This window comes from Peribacillus sp. NPDC097264 (genome assembly GCF_050277925.1).
GTDB lineage: Bacteria > Bacillota > Bacilli > Bacillales > DSM-1321 > Peribacillus.
On sequence record NZ_JBNNSR010000002.1, the window covers coordinates 105561 to 129903 of the forward strand.

General features: G+C 39.9%; 21 protein-coding genes and 1 pseudogene. 3 read left to right on the top strand and 19 right to left on the bottom strand.

Translation table 11 applies throughout. The features are described from left to right. Positions 1–16 precede the first annotated feature (16 nt). From pseB to ACQKL0_RS03230, 13 genes are all read right to left on the bottom strand, one after another. Positions 17–985, bottom strand: coding sequence for a UDP-N-acetylglucosamine 4,6-dehydratase (inverting) (gene pseB / locus ACQKL0_RS03170; protein WP_427686222.1), 969 nt, complete (start codon positions 983–985; stop codon positions 17–19). A gap of 18 nt (positions 986–1003) precedes the next feature. Further along, positions 1004–1963: a CgeB family protein gene (locus ACQKL0_RS03175; protein ID WP_427686224.1), complete on the bottom strand. Its 960-nt coding sequence runs from the start codon at positions 1961–1963 to the stop codon at positions 1004–1006. Between the two features lie 342 nt (positions 1964–2305). Then, positions 2306–3196: a R2-like ligand-binding oxidase gene (locus tag ACQKL0_RS03180; RefSeq protein ID WP_427686226.1), complete on the bottom strand. Its 891-nt coding sequence runs from the start codon at positions 3194–3196 to the stop codon at positions 2306–2308. A 28-nt stretch (positions 3197–3224) separates the two neighbouring features. Beyond that, a complete protein-coding gene (locus ACQKL0_RS03185) occupies positions 3225–4763 on the bottom strand; it encodes a class I adenylate-forming enzyme family protein (RefSeq protein ID WP_427686228.1) in 1539 nt (512 codons plus the stop codon). 516 nt (positions 4764–5279) lie between these two features. Then, on the bottom strand, positions 5280–6188 hold the full coding sequence (locus ACQKL0_RS03190; protein WP_427686230.1) for a DMT family transporter: 909 nt from the start codon (positions 6186–6188) through the stop codon (positions 5280–5282). A 38-nt stretch (positions 6189–6226) separates the two neighbouring features. Further along, a complete protein-coding gene (locus tag ACQKL0_RS03195) occupies positions 6227–6982 on the bottom strand; it encodes an IclR family transcriptional regulator (RefSeq protein WP_427686232.1) in 756 nt (251 codons plus the stop codon). Between the two features lie 172 nt (positions 6983–7154). After that, positions 7155–8150: a biotin-dependent carboxyltransferase family protein gene (locus ACQKL0_RS03200; RefSeq protein ID WP_427686234.1), complete on the bottom strand. Its 996-nt coding sequence runs from the start codon at positions 8148–8150 to the stop codon at positions 7155–7157. Next, positions 8147–8905: a 5-oxoprolinase subunit PxpB gene (gene pxpB / locus ACQKL0_RS03205; protein ID WP_427686236.1), complete on the bottom strand. Its 759-nt coding sequence runs from the start codon at positions 8903–8905 to the stop codon at positions 8147–8149. The genes ACQKL0_RS03200 and pxpB overlap by 4 nt, the downstream gene beginning before the upstream one ends. Before the next feature lie 22 nt (positions 8906–8927). Beyond that, positions 8928–9719 carry a putative hydro-lyase gene (locus tag ACQKL0_RS03210; protein WP_427686238.1) on the bottom strand — a complete coding sequence of 264 codons (792 nt, stop codon included), beginning with the start codon at positions 9717–9719 and terminating at the stop codon, positions 8928–8930. A 56-nt stretch (positions 9720–9775) separates the two neighbouring features. Continuing rightward, positions 9776–10915, bottom strand: coding sequence for an NRAMP family divalent metal transporter (locus tag ACQKL0_RS03215; protein ID WP_427686522.1), 1140 nt, complete (start codon positions 10913–10915; stop codon positions 9776–9778). A 114-nt stretch (positions 10916–11029) separates the two neighbouring features. Further along, positions 11030–11788, bottom strand: coding sequence for a 5-oxoprolinase subunit PxpA (pxpA, locus tag ACQKL0_RS03220; RefSeq protein WP_427686240.1), 759 nt, complete (start codon positions 11786–11788; stop codon positions 11030–11032). 465 nt (positions 11789–12253) lie between these two features. Then, positions 12254–12646 carry a large conductance mechanosensitive channel protein MscL gene (gene mscL, locus ACQKL0_RS03225; protein ID WP_427686242.1) on the bottom strand — a complete coding sequence of 131 codons (393 nt, stop codon included), beginning with the start codon at positions 12644–12646 and terminating at the stop codon, positions 12254–12256. Between the two features lie 138 nt (positions 12647–12784). Then, entirely contained in the window at positions 12785–14254 is a 1470-nt protein-coding gene (locus ACQKL0_RS03230; RefSeq protein WP_427686244.1) for an MFS transporter, read from the bottom strand. Between the two features lie 292 nt (positions 14255–14546). Here ACQKL0_RS03230 and ACQKL0_RS03235 point away from each other — a divergent pair, with 292 nt between their 5' ends. Then, positions 14547–14891: a DUF6176 family protein gene (locus ACQKL0_RS03235; RefSeq protein WP_427686246.1), complete on the top strand. Its 345-nt coding sequence runs from the start codon at positions 14547–14549 to the stop codon at positions 14889–14891. 238 nt (positions 14892–15129) lie between these two features. Continuing rightward, positions 15130–16557 (top strand): aldehyde dehydrogenase family protein, encoded by a 1428-nt coding sequence (locus ACQKL0_RS03240; protein WP_427686248.1) that lies wholly within the window; start codon positions 15130–15132, stop codon positions 16555–16557. A gap of 164 nt (positions 16558–16721) precedes the next feature. On the opposite strand, the gene ACQKL0_RS03245 is transcribed toward ACQKL0_RS03240, so the two are convergent. Further along, a complete protein-coding gene (locus tag ACQKL0_RS03245; RefSeq protein ID WP_402872441.1) occupies positions 16722–16931 on the bottom strand; it encodes a hypothetical protein in 210 nt (69 codons plus the stop codon). 417 nt (positions 16932–17348) lie between these two features. Here ACQKL0_RS03245 and ACQKL0_RS03250 point away from each other — a divergent pair, with 417 nt between their 5' ends. After that, the gene (locus tag ACQKL0_RS03250; protein ID WP_427686250.1) at positions 17349–17663 is read left to right on the top strand and encodes an iron-sulfur cluster biosynthesis family protein; all 315 of its coding nucleotides are present in this window, start codon (positions 17349–17351) and stop codon (positions 17661–17663) included. A gap of 69 nt (positions 17664–17732) precedes the next feature. Here ACQKL0_RS03250 and truA read toward each other — a convergent pair whose 3' ends face one another. The 5 genes and pseudogenes from truA to eutH all read right to left on the bottom strand — a co-directional run bounded on the left by truA (position 17733) and on the right by eutH (position 24323). Further along, positions 17733–18470: a tRNA pseudouridine(38-40) synthase TruA gene (gene truA, locus ACQKL0_RS03255; RefSeq protein ID WP_427686252.1), complete on the bottom strand. Its 738-nt coding sequence runs from the start codon at positions 18468–18470 to the stop codon at positions 17733–17735. A 799-nt stretch (positions 18471–19269) separates the two neighbouring features. Beyond that, positions 19270–19986, bottom strand: a pseudogene (eutC, locus tag ACQKL0_RS03260) (ethanolamine ammonia-lyase subunit EutC); the annotation flags it as partial. Positions 19987–20039: 53 nt separating this feature from the next. Beyond that, on the bottom strand, positions 20040–21401 hold the full coding sequence (locus ACQKL0_RS03265) for an ethanolamine ammonia-lyase subunit EutB (protein ID WP_427686254.1): 1362 nt from the start codon (positions 21399–21401) through the stop codon (positions 20040–20042). A 16-nt stretch (positions 21402–21417) separates the two neighbouring features. Then, a complete protein-coding gene (locus ACQKL0_RS03270) occupies positions 21418–22866 on the bottom strand; it encodes an ethanolamine ammonia-lyase reactivating factor EutA (RefSeq protein WP_427686255.1) in 1449 nt (482 codons plus the stop codon). Between the two features lie 188 nt (positions 22867–23054). Further along, a complete protein-coding gene (gene eutH / locus ACQKL0_RS03275; RefSeq protein WP_427686257.1) occupies positions 23055–24323 on the bottom strand; it encodes an ethanolamine utilization protein EutH in 1269 nt (422 codons plus the stop codon). Between the last annotated feature and the right edge of the window lie 20 nt (positions 24324–24343).

A 24343-nucleotide genomic window follows, 5' to 3' on the forward strand; every position in this document is an offset into this window, starting at 1 on the left:
AGCTGATTAACGGCCTCTACTCTTGTACTAGCTCTTTCAACTCTTCGACAGATAGCCAATGGTCATTTGTATTGCTTACATAACTAAAGCCTTCCGCCACTGGTTTTCCACCTTTCGATGATCGCGCATCCCACCATGGAAATTCAGGTTGGATAATATAATATGTGTCGAATTCCAACGTCCTCCGGGCATCATCTTCCGTAATCATAGCTTCATGTAACTTTTCACCAGGGCGAATCCCTTTAATTTCGACTTCGCATTCTGGTGCAATCGCTTTTGCTAAATCCGTGACTTTCATACTTGGGATCTTTGGTACAAATATTTCTCCACCCTTCATTCTTTTGAGGTTATCAAGAACAAACTGTACACCTTGCGTCAATGTAATCCAAAAGCGTGTCATTCGCTCGTCTGTAATCGGCAATATACCTGTCGATCTGATTTTTTTGAAAAATGGAACAACGCTTCCCCGACTTCCCACGACATTCCCATAACGAACCACACTAAAACGGGTCTTCTTGTTTCCGGCATACGAATTTGCCGCAACAAATAGTTTATCAGAGGCCAATTTTGTCGCTCCATAAAGGTTGACAGGACTAGCTGCTTTATCAGTACTTAAGGCGATTACCCTCTCTACTCCTCTATCAATGGCAGTCTCAATAATATTTTGGGCACCATGGATATTTGTCTTAATAGCTTCAAAGGGGTTATATTCACAAATACCCACATGTTTTAAAGCAGCTGCATGTATTACCACATCGACACCATCAAATGCCCGAAACAACCTCTCTTTATCTCTTACGTCCCCTATAAAAAAACGAATTCTTGGATCTGTATATTCCTGAGCCATTTCATATTGCTTTAATTCATCCCTACTGAATATAATGACTTTCTTAACATCCATCTCCAAAACCTTACTCACGAACCTTCTCCCGAATGAACCGGTACCACCCGTTATCAGGATTGTTTTATCTTTTAAAGTAAACATTCGCTTCCGCCCTTTAACTTAAATTATTTGCTCAAGGATGTACTGAATTCTATGGAGAAAGGTATGACAATTCAGCACCCTTTCATAAGCATTCTTGCTATATTGATTTCTTTCACTCTCGTTATTGATATAGTAATCAATCAATTCCACACAATTAGTATGGTCCGTGTATGAAACGATTTCCTCGGAGCGAAAGTGCCTTTTTAAGTCAAGCTGATTGGATATTAGTTGAAACCCGCCGCAAGATGCGATATCGAAGGTCCTATTATTTATGCTTTTATTTTCAATTCGAAGTGTATTTGAATTTTTTTCAAAATCGAAGGCGCGATGAGGGTTCAAAATGATTTTCGAACGATTAAATAGGCTTCTTACAGTCTCGGGGACTACCCATCTATTGATGACGGTTAATCTTTCGCTGAGCTCGTTTCTAATATGTGTTTTCCACCTGTTTCCCACAAGAACCAGGCTAAATCGGGTTTTATTCAGGATATTATTTGCTAATTCTATTCTCTCTGGATATGGATACCCAACGATGCAAACGTCATATGAATACTGGACAGGGGAATCAGGAGGCTTATACAGGGAAGGATCTGTTCCTAATGGGAGATGATGAACTTTTTTATTGGGGAACATCCTTCTATAAAACTCCAAGGCTCCTAAATCTATCGTAAACACATAGTGATAATCCTTAACAATTTCAATGGTCTTATCCATATAAAAAGGATCCTCCGTCATCCAAATACATAAAGGTGAGCCGCTTTTTTTGAGGCACTCCATCAATGTCTTCTCTATCCTAAAACCCACAAGCGTTAGGATTAAATCAGGTTTATAATCGATGACTTTTTCCATTATTCCTTGTTCATATACTGGTTTCATTTTATAAATAGTGTGGCCGTAAAACATAAACGCTTTCTCTATTGCTTGTTCAATATATGGGTATATCCCTTTATAACCTGAAGAAATTAGTAAGATCTTCATAAAATTAAGTACTCCTTATTGATGGTGTACATACATCGGTGTATATCCATTTCCTCTATTCATGGTGGATGATCCCATTCATTATTATCTTAACGGTCGTCTCTATTAATTTGTTAGTTCTTTGTAATGTATTCATTATATAAAGAGCATGTGTGGGCCCGTGCTAGCGAAAATCCTATAAATAAATGGAATAAGTGTTTTTTTAGTCTGCAATCACAAGTAAAGTTTGGATCGCTATGCACGAGAAAAAGCCCAGCCATTGATTGAAATGGTTGAGCTTTCTTTAGTCCCATATCGACCCTTAACATTTGGACTACAACATAGCACTGGTTTGATTCACCCTCAATAAACACCAACATCACTTTCGGTCGTTTTGTAAATGTCTTCGATTTTCTTCCCTCTCGCCCGTGACAAAATTTCCATTCTGACTTTTAGCTGCTTCATGGCAAAATTCACGAATTCATCGGGCTCATTATCGAAGGCTTCCAGGTCAGGTTCTTGAAACCCTTCATCTATAATCTTGAATGCCAAAGGAGTGAGCTCTTCCATTCGTTTCATGACGACATCATCATATATATGGGGATGTTCGCAAATCAATCGTTGCAACAGAAATGTTCCATACCCTATATGGCGTGATTCGTCTCTTTTCAAGTTACCGACCCCCTCAAGTAAACCAGGCATCAATTTCGATGATTCCAGAGACTTATAGAAAGAGAAGTAACCAGTTTCAGCAAGAACCCCTTCGACAAACATATTATATACAGTGGCTGCATCGGCAACCGCCTCTGGTGACTGATCTGTAATCAGACGCTCCATGGCAGAGGGTAATATAACATGGAAAACTTGCTTGTATGTGTCAGTTAACATAGGGTTCAATTCACCTTTTTCACCTATAGCATCCAAAACCGTCCTGAAGAATTCTGTATGTTTCGCTTCTTCAAATAGGAAAGTGGTCAGATACATCTCCTCTTCAATCCGTCCATCTTTTGCTATTGCCATGATGAGCGGTAATAAATCGAGGGTAACGGCTTCTTCTCCAGCCTGAAATTGTGACAGTAGTCGAAGGATGCTATTTTTTTGTCCTATCGATAAAATCTTCCAGTCCTCAGCATCCTTTGTATAATCAATGGCAGCGGGATTCCATGTTCCCACCTTTTTGGCTTTTTGATATAGGCGATATGGAAATGAATCGATCATTAATCCTCTTGAAGTTGCGGTAATGGTTTTTCTCATCATTGAAACCCCCTCTCAAAATTGGAACTCATCCTTTTTTAGAACCTGTTAAATCCGCCACATTCACCATTTTTCTTAAATGGGTCTTTAAAATCTTTCCTACGCCATTTCGTGGCAAACTATCTAAAAATATGATTCTCTTTGGCGTTTTATGTTTGGCAAGGTTGTCCTGACAATAGAGAATCAATTCTTCTTCCAATACGCACGAGGACGAATCTTTCACGACACAGGCAACTAATTCCTCACCCATTCTCTCGTCCGGTACACCAACAACTGCAACTTCAGAAATGCCTGAATGCTTACTAAGGATTTCTTCCACATCCCTTGAATAAATGTTGAATCCGCCCCGAATGATAAGATCTTTTTTTCTATCGACAATGTATAGATACCCTTCATCATCCAAGCGTCCGAGATCACCGGTATATAACCAGCCTTCTTTTACAGTACGATCGGTTTCTTCATCATTCCGGAAATAGCCAGGTGTCACATTATCTCCATTGACAAGCAATTCACCGATTTCTCCTCTTGGAACTTCTTCGTTCTCTTCATTCACAATCTTTATGGTTACCCCTGGTATTGGAATCCCCACAGATCCTGGTTTAATCGGACGGTCTTTAGTATGTGCCGTGACGATGGGAGCCGCTTCAGATAATCCGTATCCTTCATACACCTTAGCACCGAATTTTTGTTCAAATGCATCCAGTAATGCTATAGGCAATGGTGCAGATCCAGAGCTGACCGATTCCAAACTGCTTGTGTCATATTTATCGGCGTTTGGGAAAGCTACCAAAGCATGAATCATGGCAGGGACTACAGAAAACGCTCTTACTTTATGGGTTTCGATCGCTGCCAATACTTCTTTCGGTTCGAAGCGTTCGAATACCACAATGGAACTTCCCACTATGTAGCATGTATGAGAAATGGTAAGCCCAAACACATGTGCAAGCGGAAGAATTCCAAGTGTCGTTCCACGTTCTACATTAGAGTGTTTTACTGAGTTTTCTGCATTGGAACATAGGTTTCTATGAGTTAGCTTGACTCCTTTAGGATTCCCGGTTGTCCCTGACGTGTAAAGGATGACAGCCGTATCCTCAGGCATCACTTCAATCAGCTTCGTATCACAATCAAGTGATGGAGACAGATAATCATAGAAATTATAGGCTTGTTCGGAAGTAGGTGCATCAACTACAAGTACGGATGGATGCACATCCATTAACTCGATCGCCTGTGCTATCTTATCAAGAAGTAAAGAAGAGGTAATTATCAACTTGGCTCCGCAATTATCGGCAATAAAAGCGATTTCCTTTGGATGTAAAGTATACATGACAGGTACAATCACAGCTCCCGCCCTTGTGATTCCCTGATAGGCAAATAACACCTCCGGGGAATTCGGCATAATGACGATTACCCTTTCCCCGGCATCCACTCCATGATTTTGCAAACCATTGGCCAACAGATTGGCATAGTTCATTGTTTCTATATTTGTATATTGTTTGCCTCCGGAGAATATTAAAGGATACTCACCGAAATCTCGAATGTTCTCATCAAGTAATTCTGAAAGCTTCATACCTGCACCCCCTGTAATGATTTGGTAGCAAGCGATTCTCTCGGTGCTTTTTCCTTCTAGGCGTAATATATAACCCAGTCAGTCAAGATAAACATGTAGTCAGGAAAAAATAATATACGCGCTCCTTCTATACTATGGTAGGCATTTCTGACAAATGCCTTTGCTATCACTTTATCCGGTAAAATCTCTTTCACTATAGAAACTCATCCATAGGCTGGGATAAAGATCAGGGTTTCTCACACGTATAGTCTTTATTAAGAAAGCGTTTACATTGTATTGGAACCAGAATACAACTCTTCTTCATCATGCCCACATCTGAACATTTATGGTTTTCCCTATGAATCATTTCTTTTATCTAAACTAACCATAAAATAAAAGGTATATTTTTACAATAGGTAAAATCAATTTATATTTTGTTTTTTTAGATGAAATAGGGTAACCGAGGTGGATACCATAAATCCCTTTACACCTACATTAACGAGTCCCCTAACACAAAAGTAAGAGGCAGAAATGTTGTTACACCACATTTTTGCCTTTTACTTTTACAACTTTCGATGCGCCCTTTCGATTAATTAAATAGATGCTAAGTAAGATGAGGACCATGCCTTCAAGGAGGGATATAGTAAATGGTTCACCTAAGAATATTGTCCCTATCCCTACTGCTATTAAAGGAACAAGAAATGTAAAAGATCCGACTTTGCTTGCTTCGCCAGAACTCATTAACTTGAAATACACTGCAGTAGCTAATGCCATACTAAAGATGGATCCAAAAATCAAACAGAATAGGTACGTTGAATTCCACTCAATATACGATGCATTTTCTACTGCCAAACCACTGCCTGTCAGAAACAGGCCACCAATGATGCTTTGCAGCGCCACCAGCCAAAGTCCATGCACTTGCGTACTGGTCTTCTTTACATAGACCACACCGAATGCCCATCCAGTTGCAGTAATAAGTGCTAGTATAATACCAACATAAGAGATTTCACCGGAAATTCCATCCAGACATACAAGCACCACTCCCGTAAAACCAATCATCAACCCCATGATTTTAATGGCGGATAGTGATTCTTTCAACCATTTCCATGCTATTAACACGACTAAAACCGGCTGAAGATAAACGATGACCGAAAACAAGCCCGAAGCTAAATATTGAAGGCCAATCGTCTGGACACCATTGAATATGATTGTATTGAAAAATGCAACGATTACGTAGATGTACCAATTTCTCTTCCACTGAATCTTCTTCCATTGAGGAAGAAGAGCTAAGGCTAATAACAGTCCGCCTAAAAATGTACGCATTCCCGCATAAAGCAGTGGCGGTGAATAATCGAGTGCCACTTTATAGACCGGCCAACATAGTCCCCATATGATCACAACGAAAGCAATGCCTATCGCTGTAACTGGCCGAGAGAGTGATTTCATCCTCTATTCCCCCTACTCAAGGTCTTGGCTACATGAAACTATGAAGTTTTACATCCCAATTTCCAAGAGATCCGTTTAGCAGCATTCGTTACTTTTTCAATTAATTCGGGTAAACGATCTTCTTTAAATCGTGCTTCGATACCCGCTACACTAATACCGGCGACAATTTGATTATCCCCATTAAGTATGGGTGCACTAACGGATTTTGTATAATTTTCAAGTTCAGAAGAAGTGATCGTATACCCGTTTTTCTTCGCCTCATCCAAAGCCTGACGAAGGATTGTTTTATCATTGATCGTTCCTATGGCCATTGACTTTAATTCTACCTTTTCTATATACGATTCCCGATCTTCTTCAGGTAAATAGGCAAGGATGATTCTAGAATCCCCTGCATAAAGTGGTGAGCGCCTACCAATGGAGGTATATAGGCGTACAGGCTGCTTCGTATCAACTTTTTCGATATACATCGCTTGGTCTGCATCCCTGATAATGAGATTCACAGCCTCTTCAACGTCATCCCGAAGTTCTTTCATAATGGGGTAGGCGATTTTCCTAATATCCAAACGTTCACTTACTAGTTGACCAAGCTGTAAGAAAATAAGGCCTAATGAATAATAGCCATCATCATCTTTTGTTAAAAATCCCATTTCTTCTAATGACACGACCATACGATGCAAGGAGGTTTTGGGTAGGTTGGAATAATCCATCATTTCGTTAAATGACAGTTTGGGATGATTCAGGAAAAGAGTAAGAATTTGCATGGATTTGACTACCGTTTTATTATGAGCTTGCATACAATGTCCCCATTCTTATTTTATGTATCCATTATTTATTGGAAGTGCTTTGTTCACCTCTCCTATATTTCATTACAAATCATGGAAAAAAATAAGAGAGCCCCATTCCCGAAAGAATGTCTTAAGGAAGACGTTTATGGAAATTGCCTTTCCCTAGTTTAATGCTAATGATTTAACCATATAGTATGAATTCCTTCAGAGCCCATGCAATCGAAATCTTCAATTCTTTTAGAAGTTGTTCCTTTTGAAGGTATGACTGTTCCGCATCTCTTAAAGTAACCCTGGCAAACTGAATGGAATCCCCTGGTTTAACTTGTCCGATGAATGGGATATCAGCCGTAATGACTTGAGCAATTTTGGGGTATCCCCCGGTGGTTTGGCTATCGGCTAGTAAGATGATAGGGTTGCCATCCGGCGGAACTTGAATGGAACCATTCGTTACCGCCTCTGACAACAGCTCCCGCTTTTCTTTTAATTCAAGCAAAGGGCCTGATATCCGATACCCCATTCTGTCAGACTGGTTGGATACTTTAAATAACTCTTGTTCGAATTGAACTTTACTGGACTCCGTAAAAAATTCGTATTGGGTTCCATTGGTAACTCGGATAACCGGCTTACTGTCGGGCATAAAATCCTTCTCGTCAACAAACCATTTAACTGTAGAGAATACGTTTAACCCATATTTCGCAGGACGAGGAGAAGCTTCATTAAAATCTATCACATCATCCACTTGTAAGGCCCTTCCCTTATATCCCCCCATTCCTGCCCTTAAATAGGTACTTTTACTATTCATGATGGAGGGAATGGAGTATCCACCCGCAACAGACAAATATGCGCGACAGCCTGATCGGCATCCCGAGAATGCAAGAACCGCTCCTTTTTTCACAAAAATAGGTCTCCACATCGGTACGGCTTCCCCATTAATGGTCGGTGATAAATTGCCGCCCGTCATGGCAAGTAAACAATCTTTTTCTATTTTAAGAGTCGGTCCCAATAAGGTGATTTCGAGGACGGCTTCCCCTTCTTCATTGCCAACCAACATATTGGCAATGCGAAGAGAGTAAGGATCCATGGCTCCGCTTACGATCACTCCGTGCTGCTGAAAGCCTTTCCTTCCTAGGTCCTGGATGCTTGTCAACAATCCTGGTTTCAAGACACGCATACTCATTTTAACTCCTCCTTACGAGCAATTTCTTTATACTCCACAGAAGAAATGGGAATGAATTTCACCTTATCTCCTGCTTGTAATAAGCTCGGCGGTGATTCATTAGGTAGAAATAGTGTAGATGGTGTTTGGCCAATTAGTTGCCATCCTCCAGGAGTTGAAATGGGATATACACCCGTTTGCATTCCTGCAATTCCAACGGCACCTTTTGGTATGTTCATTCTAGGTGACCGCCTTCTAGGCGTCGCGATTTTTTCTGAAAGTCCACCCAAAAAGGGGAAACCTGGTGCAAAACCAATCATATACACAAAGTATTCACCACTGGAATGGATATGAATGACTTCATCTGTAGTTAAATGATTGAAGCGAGCAACATGCTCCAGATCCGGTCCAAATTCCCCCCCATAACAAACAGGCAGGCTAATCGTTCGTTGGTCCAGGGCTTTATCATTATTCACCCGCTGCAATTTTGTTTCGATGATTGTCTGAACGACTTCATATGGGGAAATGCAGGACTCTTTACTTTTTTGCTTTTGCTCGTTATAGATCATCAACGCATCGTAATAGACCGTCAAGTTAGTAAAAGCCGGTACACATTCTATGAAACCAATAAATGGTTTTTCTTCAAGCATGTCCTTGAAGATTTTTATTTTTTTATGAATGGTACCATTCATTTCATTTCCAAAAGTAATCACGATTGCGGAATCGCCTAATGGAGATAGTACGACATTTGTTTTACTTGAAAGCTTTTCCGGCATAGAACTCATCTCTTTCCTTTTATTATAAAACGCCCAACTTTTCATCCCGGATATCCGTTATGAACATATGTCCTGGTGCATGTGTAATCATAATGGCTGGTTTTGTTTCCATCGCGATGGATTGAGGCGTCACGCCACATGCCCAGAACACCGGAACTTCCCCTTCATGAATGGTCACTGCATCACCAAAATCCGGTTGATCAATGGAGGAGATGCCAATCGCCTCTGGGTTTCCGATATGGATTGGTCCACCATGCACGGCAGGAAATCGTGAGGTGACTTGAGCAGCTCGAACGACATCTTTTTGAGGAATCGGGCGCATGCTTACTACCATTTCCCCATGGAAAATGCCAGCTTCTATACAAGGAATATTCGTTTTATACATAGGAACATTGCAGTCTTCTTCAATATGACGAATCGAAATATCATTGTTCAACAAGGCATGTTCGAAGGTGAAGCTGCAACCAATCAGGAATCCCACCATATCATCTTCCCAATAATCTGAAATATCCGTCACTTCTTCTACCCACTCACCATATTTATAGATGTGATACTTAGGGATATCTGTCCGGATATCGCCAGCCTGAGCAGCGAACTTAGGTATAGGTGAACCAATTTCAGTTACATCCAGTAAAGGACAAGACTTAGGATTACGTTGACAGAATAACAAAAAATCGAATGCGTGCTCCTTTTTCAAGATAGCTAGGTTTGCTTGCGCATACCCATTTGCCATCCCTGCAGTCGGTTTCGTCCATTCATTATTACGGATCATGGAGCGTAACTCTTCAGGGCTCGCTTGGGAAAAATCAATCATATTAGACATCTCCTATGTAATTTGGATTTTTAAATGGGCTCATCAATTGAATACTATTAAAATAGTGAAGGTAGTTGGGTGATTAATGTATACCCACCCATTAATGCCATAACGATGACAACGAATACACCGGAAATCGTTAGCCACAATGGATGTTTATAGTCACCTACAATATTCTTCCTATAAGCGGCGATTAATAGCGTTCCAAGGGCGATTGGTAAAATGAGGCCGTTAATTGCCCCTACCACAAGGAGTACTTTAACCGGTTTACCTATTAACAAAAAGCAAATGGTGGAAAGAAGAATAAAGCCAATAATGATCCAATTCGCTTTTTTCTCTATCTTCTGGCTGAATGTTCTGATAAATGATACAGAAGTATAAGCAGCACCTACTACTGATGTTATGGCAGCTCCCCACATAACAACACCAAAAATTTTATAGCCAGCATTTCCAGCGGCAAGTTGAAATACGGATGCTGCGGGGTTTTCCGAATCAATTTGTAAGCCTTGTGATACAACACCCAAGACAGCTAGAAATAGAGCAATTCTCATAACCGTGGTTATTAAAATGCCTACGACGGAACTTTTCGTAACTTCTGGAAGGGCCCCGACACCTTTGACTCCCGCATCTAATAGACGATGTCCACCTGCAAATGTAATATAACCGCCCACAGATCCCCCAACTAACGTAACGATTGCAATGATATCTATCTTATCGGGAGCGAATGTCTTCACTACCGCTTCCCCAACTGGAGGAGAGGTTGTCCATGCTACGTAAACCATCAAACAGATCATTACAAAGCCAGCAATCTGTGTAAATCGGTCCATGGCTTTTCCTGCTTCTTTCACCACAAAAATCAAAACAGCAATGACTGCGCTAATGGCTGCTCCAGTTGTTGGAGACATCCCTGTCATCGCGTTTAAACCTAGTCCAGCTCCAGCGATATTCCCTATATTAAATGCAAGACCTCCCAGAACGATGAGAGCCGCTAAAACGTAACCTAGCCCAGGAAGAACCATGTTAGCAATCTCTTGTCCTCTTTTTTCAGATACAGCAATAATTCGCCACACATTAGTTTGAGCAAAAATATCGAGAATAACAGAAATAAGAATGACGAATCCAAAACTTGCTGCCAGACTTTGAGTATAAACCGTTGTTTGCATTAAAAATCCTGGTCCAATAGCTGACGTTGCCATAAGGAATGCTGCACCCAACAATAAAGTCTTATTGGTCTTTGGCTTATTTGAAATTTTATGTACCGATGTATTTTTGATTGGCTCCAATAGAATCTACCTCCTAGATGTTTGATATTAAGCGAATGAACTGACTGTAATTTCAGATAATTCTAGCGATTTTTTAACATGACTTGCAAAGCTTAGTGCGTGAGTTCCATCTCCATGTATACAAATCGTATCTGCCTTAATTTCCACTTGCGTTCCTTGCTGGGACAGCACCTTTCCTTCCTTAACCATGGTAATGACTTGGGCTACGGCTTCATCATCACTTTCAATCAATGCATTCTTTTCCCTTCGAGATGTCAATGAGCCATCTTTCTGATACGTACGATCGGCAAACACTTCACTAGCGGTCTGTAAACCAATAGATTGACCAGCACGTATCAATTCACTCCCCGACAAACCGAATAATATAAGTTGTGGGTTAATTTTATATACGGCTTCTGCAATGGCAAGGGACAAATCTTTGTTTTGAGCCGCCATATTATAAAGTGCCCCATGCGGTTTGACATGCTGCATCCGGCCTCCTTCAGATTGCAAGAAACCATTTAATGCACCTATCTGATACACCACCATATCATAAGCTTCCTGGGGGGAAATATGAATATTCCGTCGCCCAAATCCCATTAAATCTTGCAAACCAGGATGGGCACCGATTTTTACACCCTTTTCCAAAGCTAACTGAACTGTTTTTCTCATAACAGTTGGATCCCCAGCGTGAAAACCGCACGCAACATTCACTGAAGTAACATAATTTAAAATTTCTTCATCATTTCCCATTCGATAAGCTCCAAAGCTTTCTCCTAAATCACAATTCAAATCAACTGTATGCATGAGTATTCCTCCATTTCAACGATCATTCTTTTACTCTTCTCATCGATTAATAGTTTGTAAAGTATTCAACATTGTCCCGAAATTCGGAATGTCGGTTTCGTATTTCGGAATTTTCTAAATTGTATCATTAGTTTTTCAATTACACAATATACTTGTTAGATTACCTAACATCTAAAAATTATGAAATATGGTAAATACCACCCAGTTTAATAGGCATTTTTTCCTGAAGGTTTAATTCCTAAATAACCACGTTTTCTTAAAATTTCTTGGTATGAGCTGTCCGTTACTTCTTTTTATCCCTCCTGATTTAAGCCGACCTTTACCTTTGAATAATTCCATAGTACTATTTAAAAAATTTCTTTATACATAAATAAAAGAACATGTCTGGAACCAAACTGTTCCAGACATGCTCTTTTATCATTCTAGTAGTTATATACAAGGACCATGCTCAGAAAATGAGGAGGTTCATCTCCTGTCATCCTCGCGTACATTTTTTTGCAAAAGGTCACGGATATCCTTTAAATATTGTTCAGTTGCTGGTGCTTCCACCACTACCTCTTCTTGCTCTTTTTTCCTAAAAATAGAGTTTGCCAACTTCATGAATATGAAAATAGCAAACGAAATAATCAAGAAATCAATCACGGCCTGAATAAATGACCCATATTGAATGACCGCTTTTCCCACCGTTATGGACAGTGAAGAAAGATTGATTCCCCCTAGTAAAATCCCAACAATCGGCATGATAATATTTTCAACTAGTGACGACACGATTTTTCCAAAAGCCGCACCCATCACTACTGCAATCGCAAGGTCCAGTACGTTGCCTTTAGCAATAAACTCCCTAAATTCCTTAATCATACTACCTACACCTTTCAATCTTTACGTGCTACAAGTTTATCAGATTCACACGAAAAAATGAATAAGTCTAGAAGCATCAATAGAAAAAATGACATAAGATTAAGCACGTAAAACAATCCTACATCCCTTTTTCATTAATCATTTCATACTAAAATCAGAAATTTTCTTGCTCTTTACCCTTTTTCTAATATCGAAAAGGACAACTATTAAAAATCCTGTGAGCACCATCCCCGTGAGCATAAACCCTCCGGCGATCCCAATCCGTAAAAAACCAAGAACCGATGAACCGACAACCACACCGATAGAGAAAAACGCATAAAAATATCCATAAGCCTGTCCACGTGTTTCAGGCGTCGTTGATTGTATCAGGAGGGAATTGATGGAAGGGAATAAACTTGAGAATCCAATGCCATATAGAATCATCACAAGATATAATGTCAACGTCGTCGTCATTTGCCCAATCAGCATTTGACTAATGGCTAAAACAGCCACACCAATAAGCATGGTAAACAAAGGAGCAACCCGGTTAAATACTCGATTTGTCGGTAAAATAAAAAGGAACACCGCTACAATTCCAAACATGCTCATTAGTGTACCGGACATCCGGGAACTATAGCCAAGTGCTTCCACATGCAAAGGCAGCAAATAAGCCAATGCCCCTTGGGAAAACATCAAAAAGAATGCTCCCATAAATGCCTTTTGTACATCCCGGTTCCACTTGAATGAGACATGCGACGCTTCTCTCTTTATCTTCTTGACATGTACTTGACGTAATAAAAAAGAGCTAACAAGTAATAAGACACCGAGGGCGCCTATTACGGTGAAGACATTCGGAACGGACGTTCTACTCGCCATTATCCCACTGAAAGCTGGCCCTATAATGGCGGCGATCCCCACGAATGACCCTGTTACCGCACCTTTACTTCCTTGTTCATCATTCTCCGTTGTATTCGCTAGAAGCGTAAATGCAGCGGGTACAATAAGCCCGCCAAAAAAGCCGTGTAAAGATCGAACAATAAGTAAAGTCATAGGGTCATCAACGAAATGGTAAGAAAATAATGATGCACTCGTAGCGGCCAGTCCAAATATCATCATCGAGAGTGGACCTATTTTATCCGTTAATATTCCCGATGTGATATTGCCAAATGAGTTTGTAAACGAATATAAACCAACCACAATACCTGCAATAAACGCGCTCGCCCCTACTGACGTCGCAAATGTACTCATGACCGGCAGCTGAGCAAATAAGTCTATAAATGAAAAGAATATAATGCTATAGATGATCCATGATATTCGGAAAGGCTTTACATGGTAGCGATCTTTCGCTTTTTTTAAATAAAGGTCAAAGATAAAATTCCCAAACGGAATAAACGCGGCAAATACCGCGGCAAGTGACCAACTAATCGACCACTGGATGCGAATGGCTGCATATAGAATGCTTCCGATATACAAGAGGAAAATTCCCCCGTGTATACTACCATTAATCGTCACTGCAAGCGGTAAATCAGCAAAATACTTTAGTGGCATAGCAATAAGTAATAATGTCAACAATGAAACGCCATCCAAGATTCCTGCCAGGCGTAAATAATCTATAGGCGAACGATGCATTTTAAATCTCCTTATCATTAAAGTAGTTTGTTTCTACAGTAATCTTTCTATCATCATATCTTAACTAGATTACTATTTAAATAGTAGTGCTTATTGGTTGTTTACAGATACATTTAAAACGAGACTATACATAGTATTATAATATTAAAGTGGAAGGAATTGGTTAATACCCAAACCGCACTCTCGTTCCTTATATACAATCATACACAGTAGAATTAGATATTGTTATTTATTTCAAAACCATCTAAAATATGTAACATGGATAAATGATTACATTTTACGGAGGATATATATGAATGTAGAACTTACAAGATTTAGGGTGAAGGAAGGGAAATCAGAACAAGTAGATGAATGGATACGATTTCTTAATGAAAATATGAATGATGTGCTGTTAACACTTGAAGGTGAAAAGATGTATGTGGAAACCATTTTTAGAGAGCTTTTAAATGGTGATGAATATTTATATTGGTACTCTGTCCAAGGTGAAAATGGTGTTGAAGTGAACGAATCAGAACACTGGATAGATAAAAAACATGTAGAGTATTGGAAAGAATGTATCGATGAAACATTTAGACCGGTCGATTTGAAAACCGAAGTAGTCATGATTCCCACCAATATAAGGGAAAACATGAAATGACCTCAATTTTTTTGAGGTTTTTTGTATTTCGTTTGGAATCAGTAAGACGATCAGACCTTGCCTATCACCGCTTGAAACATAATTTAAGGTTTATGAATTTCAACATAATACATCATTTAAGATTAATTGCTTCATAAACCGCTGTTCAACTATCCTATCCAGTTACAAGCATCATAACGTTTACTCTTCATTATACAGGGGAAAAAACTAATATAAATGAAGAAAAGGAGCTGGAATCATGCATAACTATACACAGCAATATATTAATGGCGAATGGGTGGATTCCACAAGTACAGAAACGATTGATGTTATTAACCCAGCTACAGAAGAAGTCATCGGGAAAATTAGTGCTGGTAGTAAAGAAGATGTCGATCGTGCCGTGGAAGCAGCGCGTGCTGCCTTCCCGTCCTTCTCTAGAATGGATATAGAAGAAAGAATGAAACTTTTAGAGAATATTGCTAAAGAATATGAAAACCGGAAAGATGATCTTGTTAAAGTTATAACCGAAGAGTTAGGTTCACCTATTACTCGTAGTGAACAAATTCAGTACGAGATGGGCTTACAGCATTTTAAAAAAGCTGCTGAACTCCTTAAAACCTTCGAGTTTACTGAACAAAGAGGAAACACCTTAATCAAAAAAGAAGCAATTGGCGTTGCCGGTCTTATTACACCCTGGAATTTCCCGACAAATCAACCTTCTACCAAACTAGCAAGTGCATTTGCTGCTGGTAGCACCGTCGTACTAAAACCTGCCGCCATGACACCATTTGCGGCAATCATCCTAGCAGAGATTTTTGATAAGGCCGGATTACCTAAAGGTGTATTCAACTTAGTAAATGGATCGGGCTCAACCATTGGGGACGCCATCAGTTCTCATCCAGGTATTGATTTCGTTTCCTTTACCGGATCTGGTCCCGTGGGAACGAAAATCATGGAAAATGCGGCTCAGGATATTAAAAAAGTGTCACTTGAACTTGGAGGGAAATCTCCGTTGGTTGTTTTAAAAGACGCTAATGTTAAGGATGCGGCACGAACCTCCATTTTAAATGTTGCAATGAATACCGGACAAGTTTGCACAGCGGCCACACGGACCATCATTCCAAAATCGATGCATGATGAATTCATTGACGCCGTCAAAGAAGCACTTCCCGATTTTCCCGTAGGCAATCCACAGGATAAAAACACCTTCATGGGACCACAAGTTTCTAAGGAACAATGGGAAACTGTTCAGTCCTATATAAATAAAGGTACTGAAGAAGGAGCCACTCTTGTCGCTGGTGGACCAGGAAAACCAGAAGGACTCGATAAAGGATATTTCTCAAATATCACCGTTTTCACCGATGTTAAAAACGATATGACCATTGCCCAAGAAGAAATCTTTGGACCTGTCATGTCCATACTGACTTATGAAACAATCGATGAAGCCATCGAAATCGCCAATGACACAAAATATGGATTAGCGGGGTATGTATTCGGTCAGAATCCAGATGAATTGTTCAAAGTGGCTTCAAACATCCGGGCCGGCCAAATCACGGTCAACAATCCAAAAACAGACTTCTCTGCACCATTCGGAGGTTTCAAACAGTCAGGAATCGGTCGTGAATGGGGGGATTACGGAATCGAGGAGTTCCTAGAGCCGAAAGCTATTATAGGTATGCCCTCTTAATGGATAAACTGGGTGTCCTTTTGGGCATCCCTTCCCTTTACCTTTTAGTAACTAACCCCTAAATGAATTAGTTCCATATCCCCTAATAAACAAAAGAAGTCGCTCAATACCCCCCTGAATTCTTAGAGTATTGAGCGACTTCTTATATACTGGATTTATAAACCTTAGCGTGAAGGTTTAGGAGCTGAACAATCTGAACAACTTCTCTGATTGCTCCCTTTAAATTTAGTGAAAGATTTTTCAAAGATATTTCCGCATGAACATTTAAACTGTAATTTTTGGGAGTACCCAAGATATTCAGTAGAAAGTAATTCACTATCGGAATTCTTCGTGACATAGTCACGGATATTTTCAATAGTCCATTTTTTATTCATATTAACACACCTCCGATAGTGTTTCCGAAATAAACAAAGGGGAAGTTTCGGATCATTCCCTTTCAATGTAGGTAAAAGGCACCCTAATCCACTTGAGTACCCTATTATAGCATTACTTTTATTATATGACACATAGCTCTTTCGTATTTGAATGAAATAAACCCTTTTCATTCTAAGGAAGAAAGGCTAACATCGAACTTCTGCTCTACTATTTTGCTTTCTTACTCTATAGCCCGTTTTAAAATGCGCGCTAGGAGGATTTTTCATGAAAGCATTTACATAAGATATCTCTTCATTTAACATTTAATGGACACATTAGTATATAAACAATTGGGTATATGAATGAATAGAATATTTAACCAGACGTTCTTTGTACTGACATTCATGATAAAAAACTTTTAACTGGAGTGTTGATAAATGCATATTGAGCTAAAAAAAGAAGCAGTAGAACAATTAAGAAAAGTGGACTATAAAGAGAACGAAGGGATACGAATCGAAGCCATCTATCTTGGAAGCTGTTCCATTTATGTGGAACACGAACTGAAAATTGATAACCAAACAGAAGAAGATGAGAAATTCATAATCGATGGAGTGCCTATATTAATATCAAGTGAATCCAAAAAGCACTTACCGAATAAAGTATTTCTTAGCTACAGTGATAGTCTTGGATATAAACTATATTCAGACGAAGAAACATTCCGATATAATCTCCAATTGAAGAGAGTCAATTAATAAAAACCTCAAAAAACCAACTTCTATTTCAGTTGGTTTTTTAAGTGTATCCATATCGTTGATTCTGTTTTAAAACTCGACCGTTTCCAAGTACAACCCAGCTGGGTCTGCCATACGGCCCGTTTGGATTCTTTCTTTCGACTCAATGATACTTGGGATATTTTTAGCATCTATTTCATTCAATCCGACTTCTATTAACGTTCCCACAATCTTTCTAACCATATTATAAAGGAAACCGTTACCTCGCACTCTAATTTCGATGAAGCCTGCAACTTCTTCTATATCAATAGAATATATTTCACGGACCATGGACTTCTTCTTTGACTTTGCATTCGAATAAGCCGTAAAATCGTGACTGCCTATAAAGTACTGACTACCTTCTATCATGCTTGATATATTGAGGTTTTCCTCAACGTGCATACTATACTTTCGCATGAATGGATTTGTATAAGGTTCGTTCCAGATCTTATACAAGTAGGTCTTATCCTTCACATTATAACGGGCATGAAAACGTTCAGGAACCAATGTAACTTCCACAATACTGATATCCCGTGGTAAATACCTATTCAAATAATTCATGACTTCAGTTTCAGTCATATTCAAACTCATCTTAAAATTGGCTATTTGTGAAAACGCGTGTACACCCGAATCGGTCCTGCTACACCCAATGATTTCAATGGGTTCTCCTACCATTTCCGTTAACACACTTTCTATTTTTCCCTGAATCGTATTTTCACTATCGCCAAGTCGTTGCCAACCCTGATAGCGTCCACCATCATATTGAATGGTCAATTTGTAGTTATTCATTACTTCCTCCTACTATTATTACTAAAAGATTGTCTCCAAAAGTACAGACAAACCAGACCCCCATTCAATCCTTCATGAGGGATAAAATGATTTTTTCATTATTAGTAACACTATTAATTTTTAAAATATTTTTTATAGAATTTAAACCTTTACTCTCCCATTTTTTAGAGAGCTCCAATTACTTACCAGTACGCTCTTAATATATGTAAAGAACATACAAACTCAATTATGCTAACAAAAAAAGTGCTAAGCACTTCTGCATAGTGTACCAAAGGGACCGATGTCATGCAATGAAACAAACTATTCAAAATACCTTTACGATGCATCATGTTAAAGGGAATAAATTGAGAACTTTATAAAAAGTCCAGGTACAACCCCTTAGGAGAAAGAAGCTGATTTTCATTGGCTTCTGTTTCATTTTTTCGATTTACACTTTGGTGAAGAAATTTAACTTCGAACCTTTTGATGTTCAAGATAGTCGACGCTATAGGTGAAAAATCAAAAATTCAGATTTACATTTTGATGCAAAAAAGACCTAAACCCTTATTAGATTAAGGATTTAGGTTCTTTCTATATGAAGACCTGTAGGGGGACTACCCTCTATAGCTTCTCTATAGACACTAACAAACTAAAGTTTGTTTATTATTATTTCAACCATTCACTTTTTTCGGTTGCTTCATCTCCACTGCATATTTGATATTAAAATAATTTCAAAGCTTTGCTAATGGCTGTTATTTTATAGACATTTGAGATGAATTGAATAGTTCGCAACTCCATGAATTTTACGTGTACTGCCTTTTTAGCCCTCCTTTTTCACGAGTGAAACGCCGCTCGCTTCGTATTTTATAATTTTTTGAATAAGCGTTCCAAGATAGGCACCTGCTTCAACAGGGGGAATGCCGCCTTTATGAATATTCGAGACGACCATCCGTTCTGATTCTATCGTCCCGATACGCGGTTTATAGCATAAATACGCGCTGAGCGACTCAGCTGAAACAAGTCCCGGCCGTTCACCAATCAGTAAAATCAGGACATCCGGCTGAAGTATTTCTCCGATTTCATCCATTAGGGCAACACGGCCTTTATCGACATAAAAAGGCGTACCGGTCTGAATGCCTAAATATCCTAATGACTGAACGAGTGATAAATATACATCTTCCACGTTCTCCTCAATTGCTTTTGCACTCAACCCATTAGAGACGACAATTTGCACGCTGGGTAAAGACTTGCATTTCTTTTTAATGATCTCTATTGCTTCATCGGACAATCTCCGACCAAGATCTGGACGGCGTATGTATTCTTCTTTATCCTTGACTCGTGTCTGAACTTGAAATAAATTTAGTTCCTTTAGCAACTCGTCCGGTACTTCTCCGTATACAGCATCAACTGCTGCTGCATGATCAAATCGAAATTGAAGCCAAGTATTCGTTTTTGGTCTTGATCCTGCCCGGCCTACCGCTATGCGTGCCGGTGTTTGCCTTTGTAGTTCCTTCACCAACTCAGTATTTTTTGGGTCTGGACCCTTATGATTCAACCTTTGTTCATTTCCCAAGATTAAGTTCCCCCTTTTTACGAAAATAAAGAAATGTCACCCGCATTTGGGCCAAGGCGTCCGTTTTCATAGATCCCCATTTTCTCTAACCACTCAAGAAAAATCGGTGCCGGTGTTTTCCCGAATAACCGGTTTAATGTAGCTACGTCATGATAGCTCATAGATTGATAATTTAGCATGCAGTCATCACCCATTGGCGTGGCTATTATGAAGTTTACACCTGCAGCCGTCAGTAAAACGCCTAGGTCTTCAATGTCATTTTGATCGGCTTTTATATGGTTCGTGTAGCAAATGTCTACTCCCATAGGAAGGCCATGCATTTTACCCATAAAGTGATCTTCCAGACCAGCACGGATAACCTGCTTACTATTATATAAATACTCTGGACCAATAAAACCGACGACAGTGTTGACGATATACGGATCATAGTGGCGGGCAAAGCCATAATTGCGTGATTCAAGCGTTAGTTGGTCAATGCCAAAATGCGCTTCTGCAGATAATTCAGAGCCTTGACCCGTTTCAAAGTACATATGCTGTGGCCCCGTACCCGTTCCCTGTCTTTTTGCTAACTCATTAGCTTCTGCAATCAGCTCAGCAGAAATGCCAAATGATTGGTTTGCAGCTTCTGTTCCTGCGATACTTTGGAAAATCATATCCGCTGGCGCTCCTTGTCGAATGGCTTTCATCTGCGTACTTATATGGGCAAGCACACAGTTTTGTGTTGGAATCTTCCATTCTTGTATAAAATCATTAGTCGCGTGTAGAAGTCGCTTCACACTTTCAACAGAATCATTGACTGGATTAATGCCAATTAGCGCATCACCAATTCCATACGAGAGACCGTCTTTAAGCGATGCAAGCATCCCTTCCACATTGTCGGTCGGATGGTTCGGCTGAAGCCTTGATGATAGAGTACCTTTTTGACCGATGGTAATATTACAGGTCGTTAAAATCTCCATTTTGTTTCCCGCATGGACGAGGTCTAGATTCGACATGAGCTTTGTGACTGCTGCAATCATTTCACTAGTCAGTCCTTTACTAAGCCGCTTCAGCTCTCTGTCTCCAGTTTCATTGCTTAAAATGTATTCCCGTAATTCTGCAATACTCCAATTTTTCACTTGCGAATAAACCCTTTCATTTACGTCGCCTTCAATAATGGCGGATACTTCATCCTGATCAGTAGGCAGAAATGGATGGTTTCGAATATCAGCAAGCGTAATGTCACTGATAACTGTTTTAGCGGCGATGCGTTCTTGCACATTTTCCGCTGCCAGCCCCGCAAGACGGTCCCCGGATTTTTCTTCATTTGCTTTTGCAAATACTTCTTTTAAACTAGTGAATTGATATACTTTACCACCAAGCATCGTTTTTAACTTCATACTCTATCTGTCTCCTTTATGATGAATGAAACGTTAATGTTTTGACGACAACAGGCACAACTTCGGATTGCCGAGGACGACCAATGTCCATATAATTTCCATGTTCGACATTTAACTGATCAATGCAAATGACACTTTGCCGGGCATTCATCGCGTGTAATGTCTGGCCAAGCACTTTGGCGTGATCGGTTTGTAAAACAATGACCATCGGCTGTTCCGGATCATGACGCATATCCATCACTTTTATAATTCCTTTTGCCAATGCTTGAATATCTTTAAAGCTCATATATGGCAAATCCGCTAGATAAATGACGAAATTTTGACCTTCCTGAAATGAATCATATACCTCTATCGCTTCTATAAAAGACTCTTTGAATTTTGAAAGCCCGCTTTTAAACCCAGCTTCAAACGAGAATTTGTATACAGGCATATTTTTCAGAGGTAGCTCATCTGAAGCAACCTGAATCGTTGCACCGCTTATTTCTGTCGTTTGGGTTCCAGCACCGATTACCGTTGCCCGCACAGTCTCTTTGGGTTCGATCCTGTTCCATTTAGTAAGTTCTCCACTGTTTAACAAGGCCGTTGCCAGCTTAACTCCAATATCACTGTACAAGATGTCAGAGGGTTTTAAAGAATCCTTCTTATACATGCATTCAGAAATGCCACCAGAAAAGATAACATCTTCAACCTTCGTTTTCCAATTGGGCAGATGGCCAAGGAGGAGCACTTCATCTTTTAAATCAGGTTCGTTTGCTAGAATACGCGCAATCGACTCGGTCATAAATTCCGTCACTTTATCAATATCAGGGTGATGTATTGAATCCCCCACTTTAAGAGTCCAACCTTCCTGTTCAATTAACTTTTGTACAGGAGGTGAAATCGATGTGATCAACCCATCACAAAATTCAATGAGCCTTCCTCCAATATGCAATGTACACGTACCCAGCAATTCCTCCCGTTTAAAGACAGCGATATTCGCTGTGCCACCACCGATGTCGATGTTAGCTGTCACTTTTCCCGTTTTCACCGAATAGTCATATGCACCGGAACCTTTCGCCGCGATGATACCTTCTAGATCTGATCCAGCTGTTGCCACAAGAAAGTCACCCGCTTCACCTGATAGGTGATGAACGATTTCGCTTGCATTTCGTTTTGTCGCGGCTTCACCGGTTATGATGACAGCTCCTGTTTCGATATCTGATGGATGTATACCTGCCTCCTCATATTGCGACCGAATGATTTTTTCCACGCTAGAAACATCAATGGTCCAAGCATCTTTAAGTGGTGTTCGAAAAATAGGACTTTTGTAAAAAATTTCTTTACCGACAATTTCAACGCGTGGGACATCTGTACTCCCGGCGGTATTCATTAGTGAAAAGCGACTGATAATAATTTTGGTTGTGCTCGTGCCGATATCTATACCGGCGCTAATGATTGTATCTTGTTTTAAATGAAATCCGGCCATCTAGACACCCGCTTTCCTCGTAAAAAAGGCGCCATTACAAAACCGACGATTTTTCGTCGAACTGTAAAGGCGCCTTTGCCAGAAACATTCACTTTTATTAGTGTCAATATATCAAATATTCTATTAAATGTAAAGATTATAGCAGACATACCATTTTTGTTATTCTTAGCTGTTTAAAAAGATAAGCGTTAAGCTTTCTTCTCATCGAGAAATTCAATATTCTCTTCTTTAAGATACTCTCCTTTTTTAATTATACCTTCTTTACGGTCCTGTTCTTCGAGTTTTAATGCAGTTGGTACGGATAGCCAAAAAGCGAAGGCAATGGCACATACTCCAGCAAGGAACTTTCCGGCAAGAACCGGCAAAATTAGATTTGGCTGAAAGTTAGCGGTAAACGATAAATGATCTCCTAGCAAAAAAGCTGCACATACCGCAAATGAAATATTGATAACTTTGTCTTTAGGTGGCATGTATCGAATGAGCTGGAACATTGCTAGAATGTTTGCTACTGTTGCCAAAATCCCAGCACTTCCAGTAGAAGATAAACCAAGTTTACGGCCGCCTAGTTCAAGCGGTCTTGCTGCATATTTACGGAGTAAATATACCATTGGGAAGGCTCCGGCAAGCATGATACCGATATAACCTGCTGTTTCAAGGGCACGGAACTGATCTTTTTCATCAGCCATGATCGGATGGAAACCCCACCCTCCGAAAACCGTCGAAAATATTCCTGTGAAAATTTCAATAATCGAGAAAACAAGCACCAGTTTAATTAATGCATCCAGCGCTCGCCCAAAAATCATAAAACCACTGATCATCATCCGCGGGAAAAATTTAAGTCCGGCTGCAATAGCGACCACGAATAGGAGCAGAGGTAATAAATTGAGGAAAATCTGCCCATATGCCAGTGCGAATTCATGTGTTGAATCAGCTGTTGTACTGATTTCTGTACGGATGTCTGTATTAAATAAAACGACCAATACACTAGAAATTAACGCGCCAATCGGAATCGTCAATACGCCTGACATAATTCCAAGTGCCATATACTTATGATCGCGTTTATCAAGCATCGCTAATCCCATCGGAATCGAGAAGACAATGGTGGCACCGGCCATATAACCAACGATCAATGCCATGATCCAGCCTTCATATGATCCCTTCAATGCATTTGCCAGTTGATATCCGCCCATGTCAGATGCCAGAATGGCTGTGGCTGCAATCGCCGGATCAGCACCAAGAAGGTTAAAAAATGGTCCGACGAGTTTATCAATAAAAATCGTCAAATACGGAATGGATGCCATGATCCCAGCAGCCGGAACAAAAATATGACCTACTGTATGGATACCGTCCATGAACTCTTTTCCGAGCCCTTGATCCGGGTTTTTTATAGCGGCAATGGCTCCCGCAAGAGCACACGCCATGATAATATATATTACACTCGTCCCGATTAACTCCATATATATTTCCTCCAGTTTTC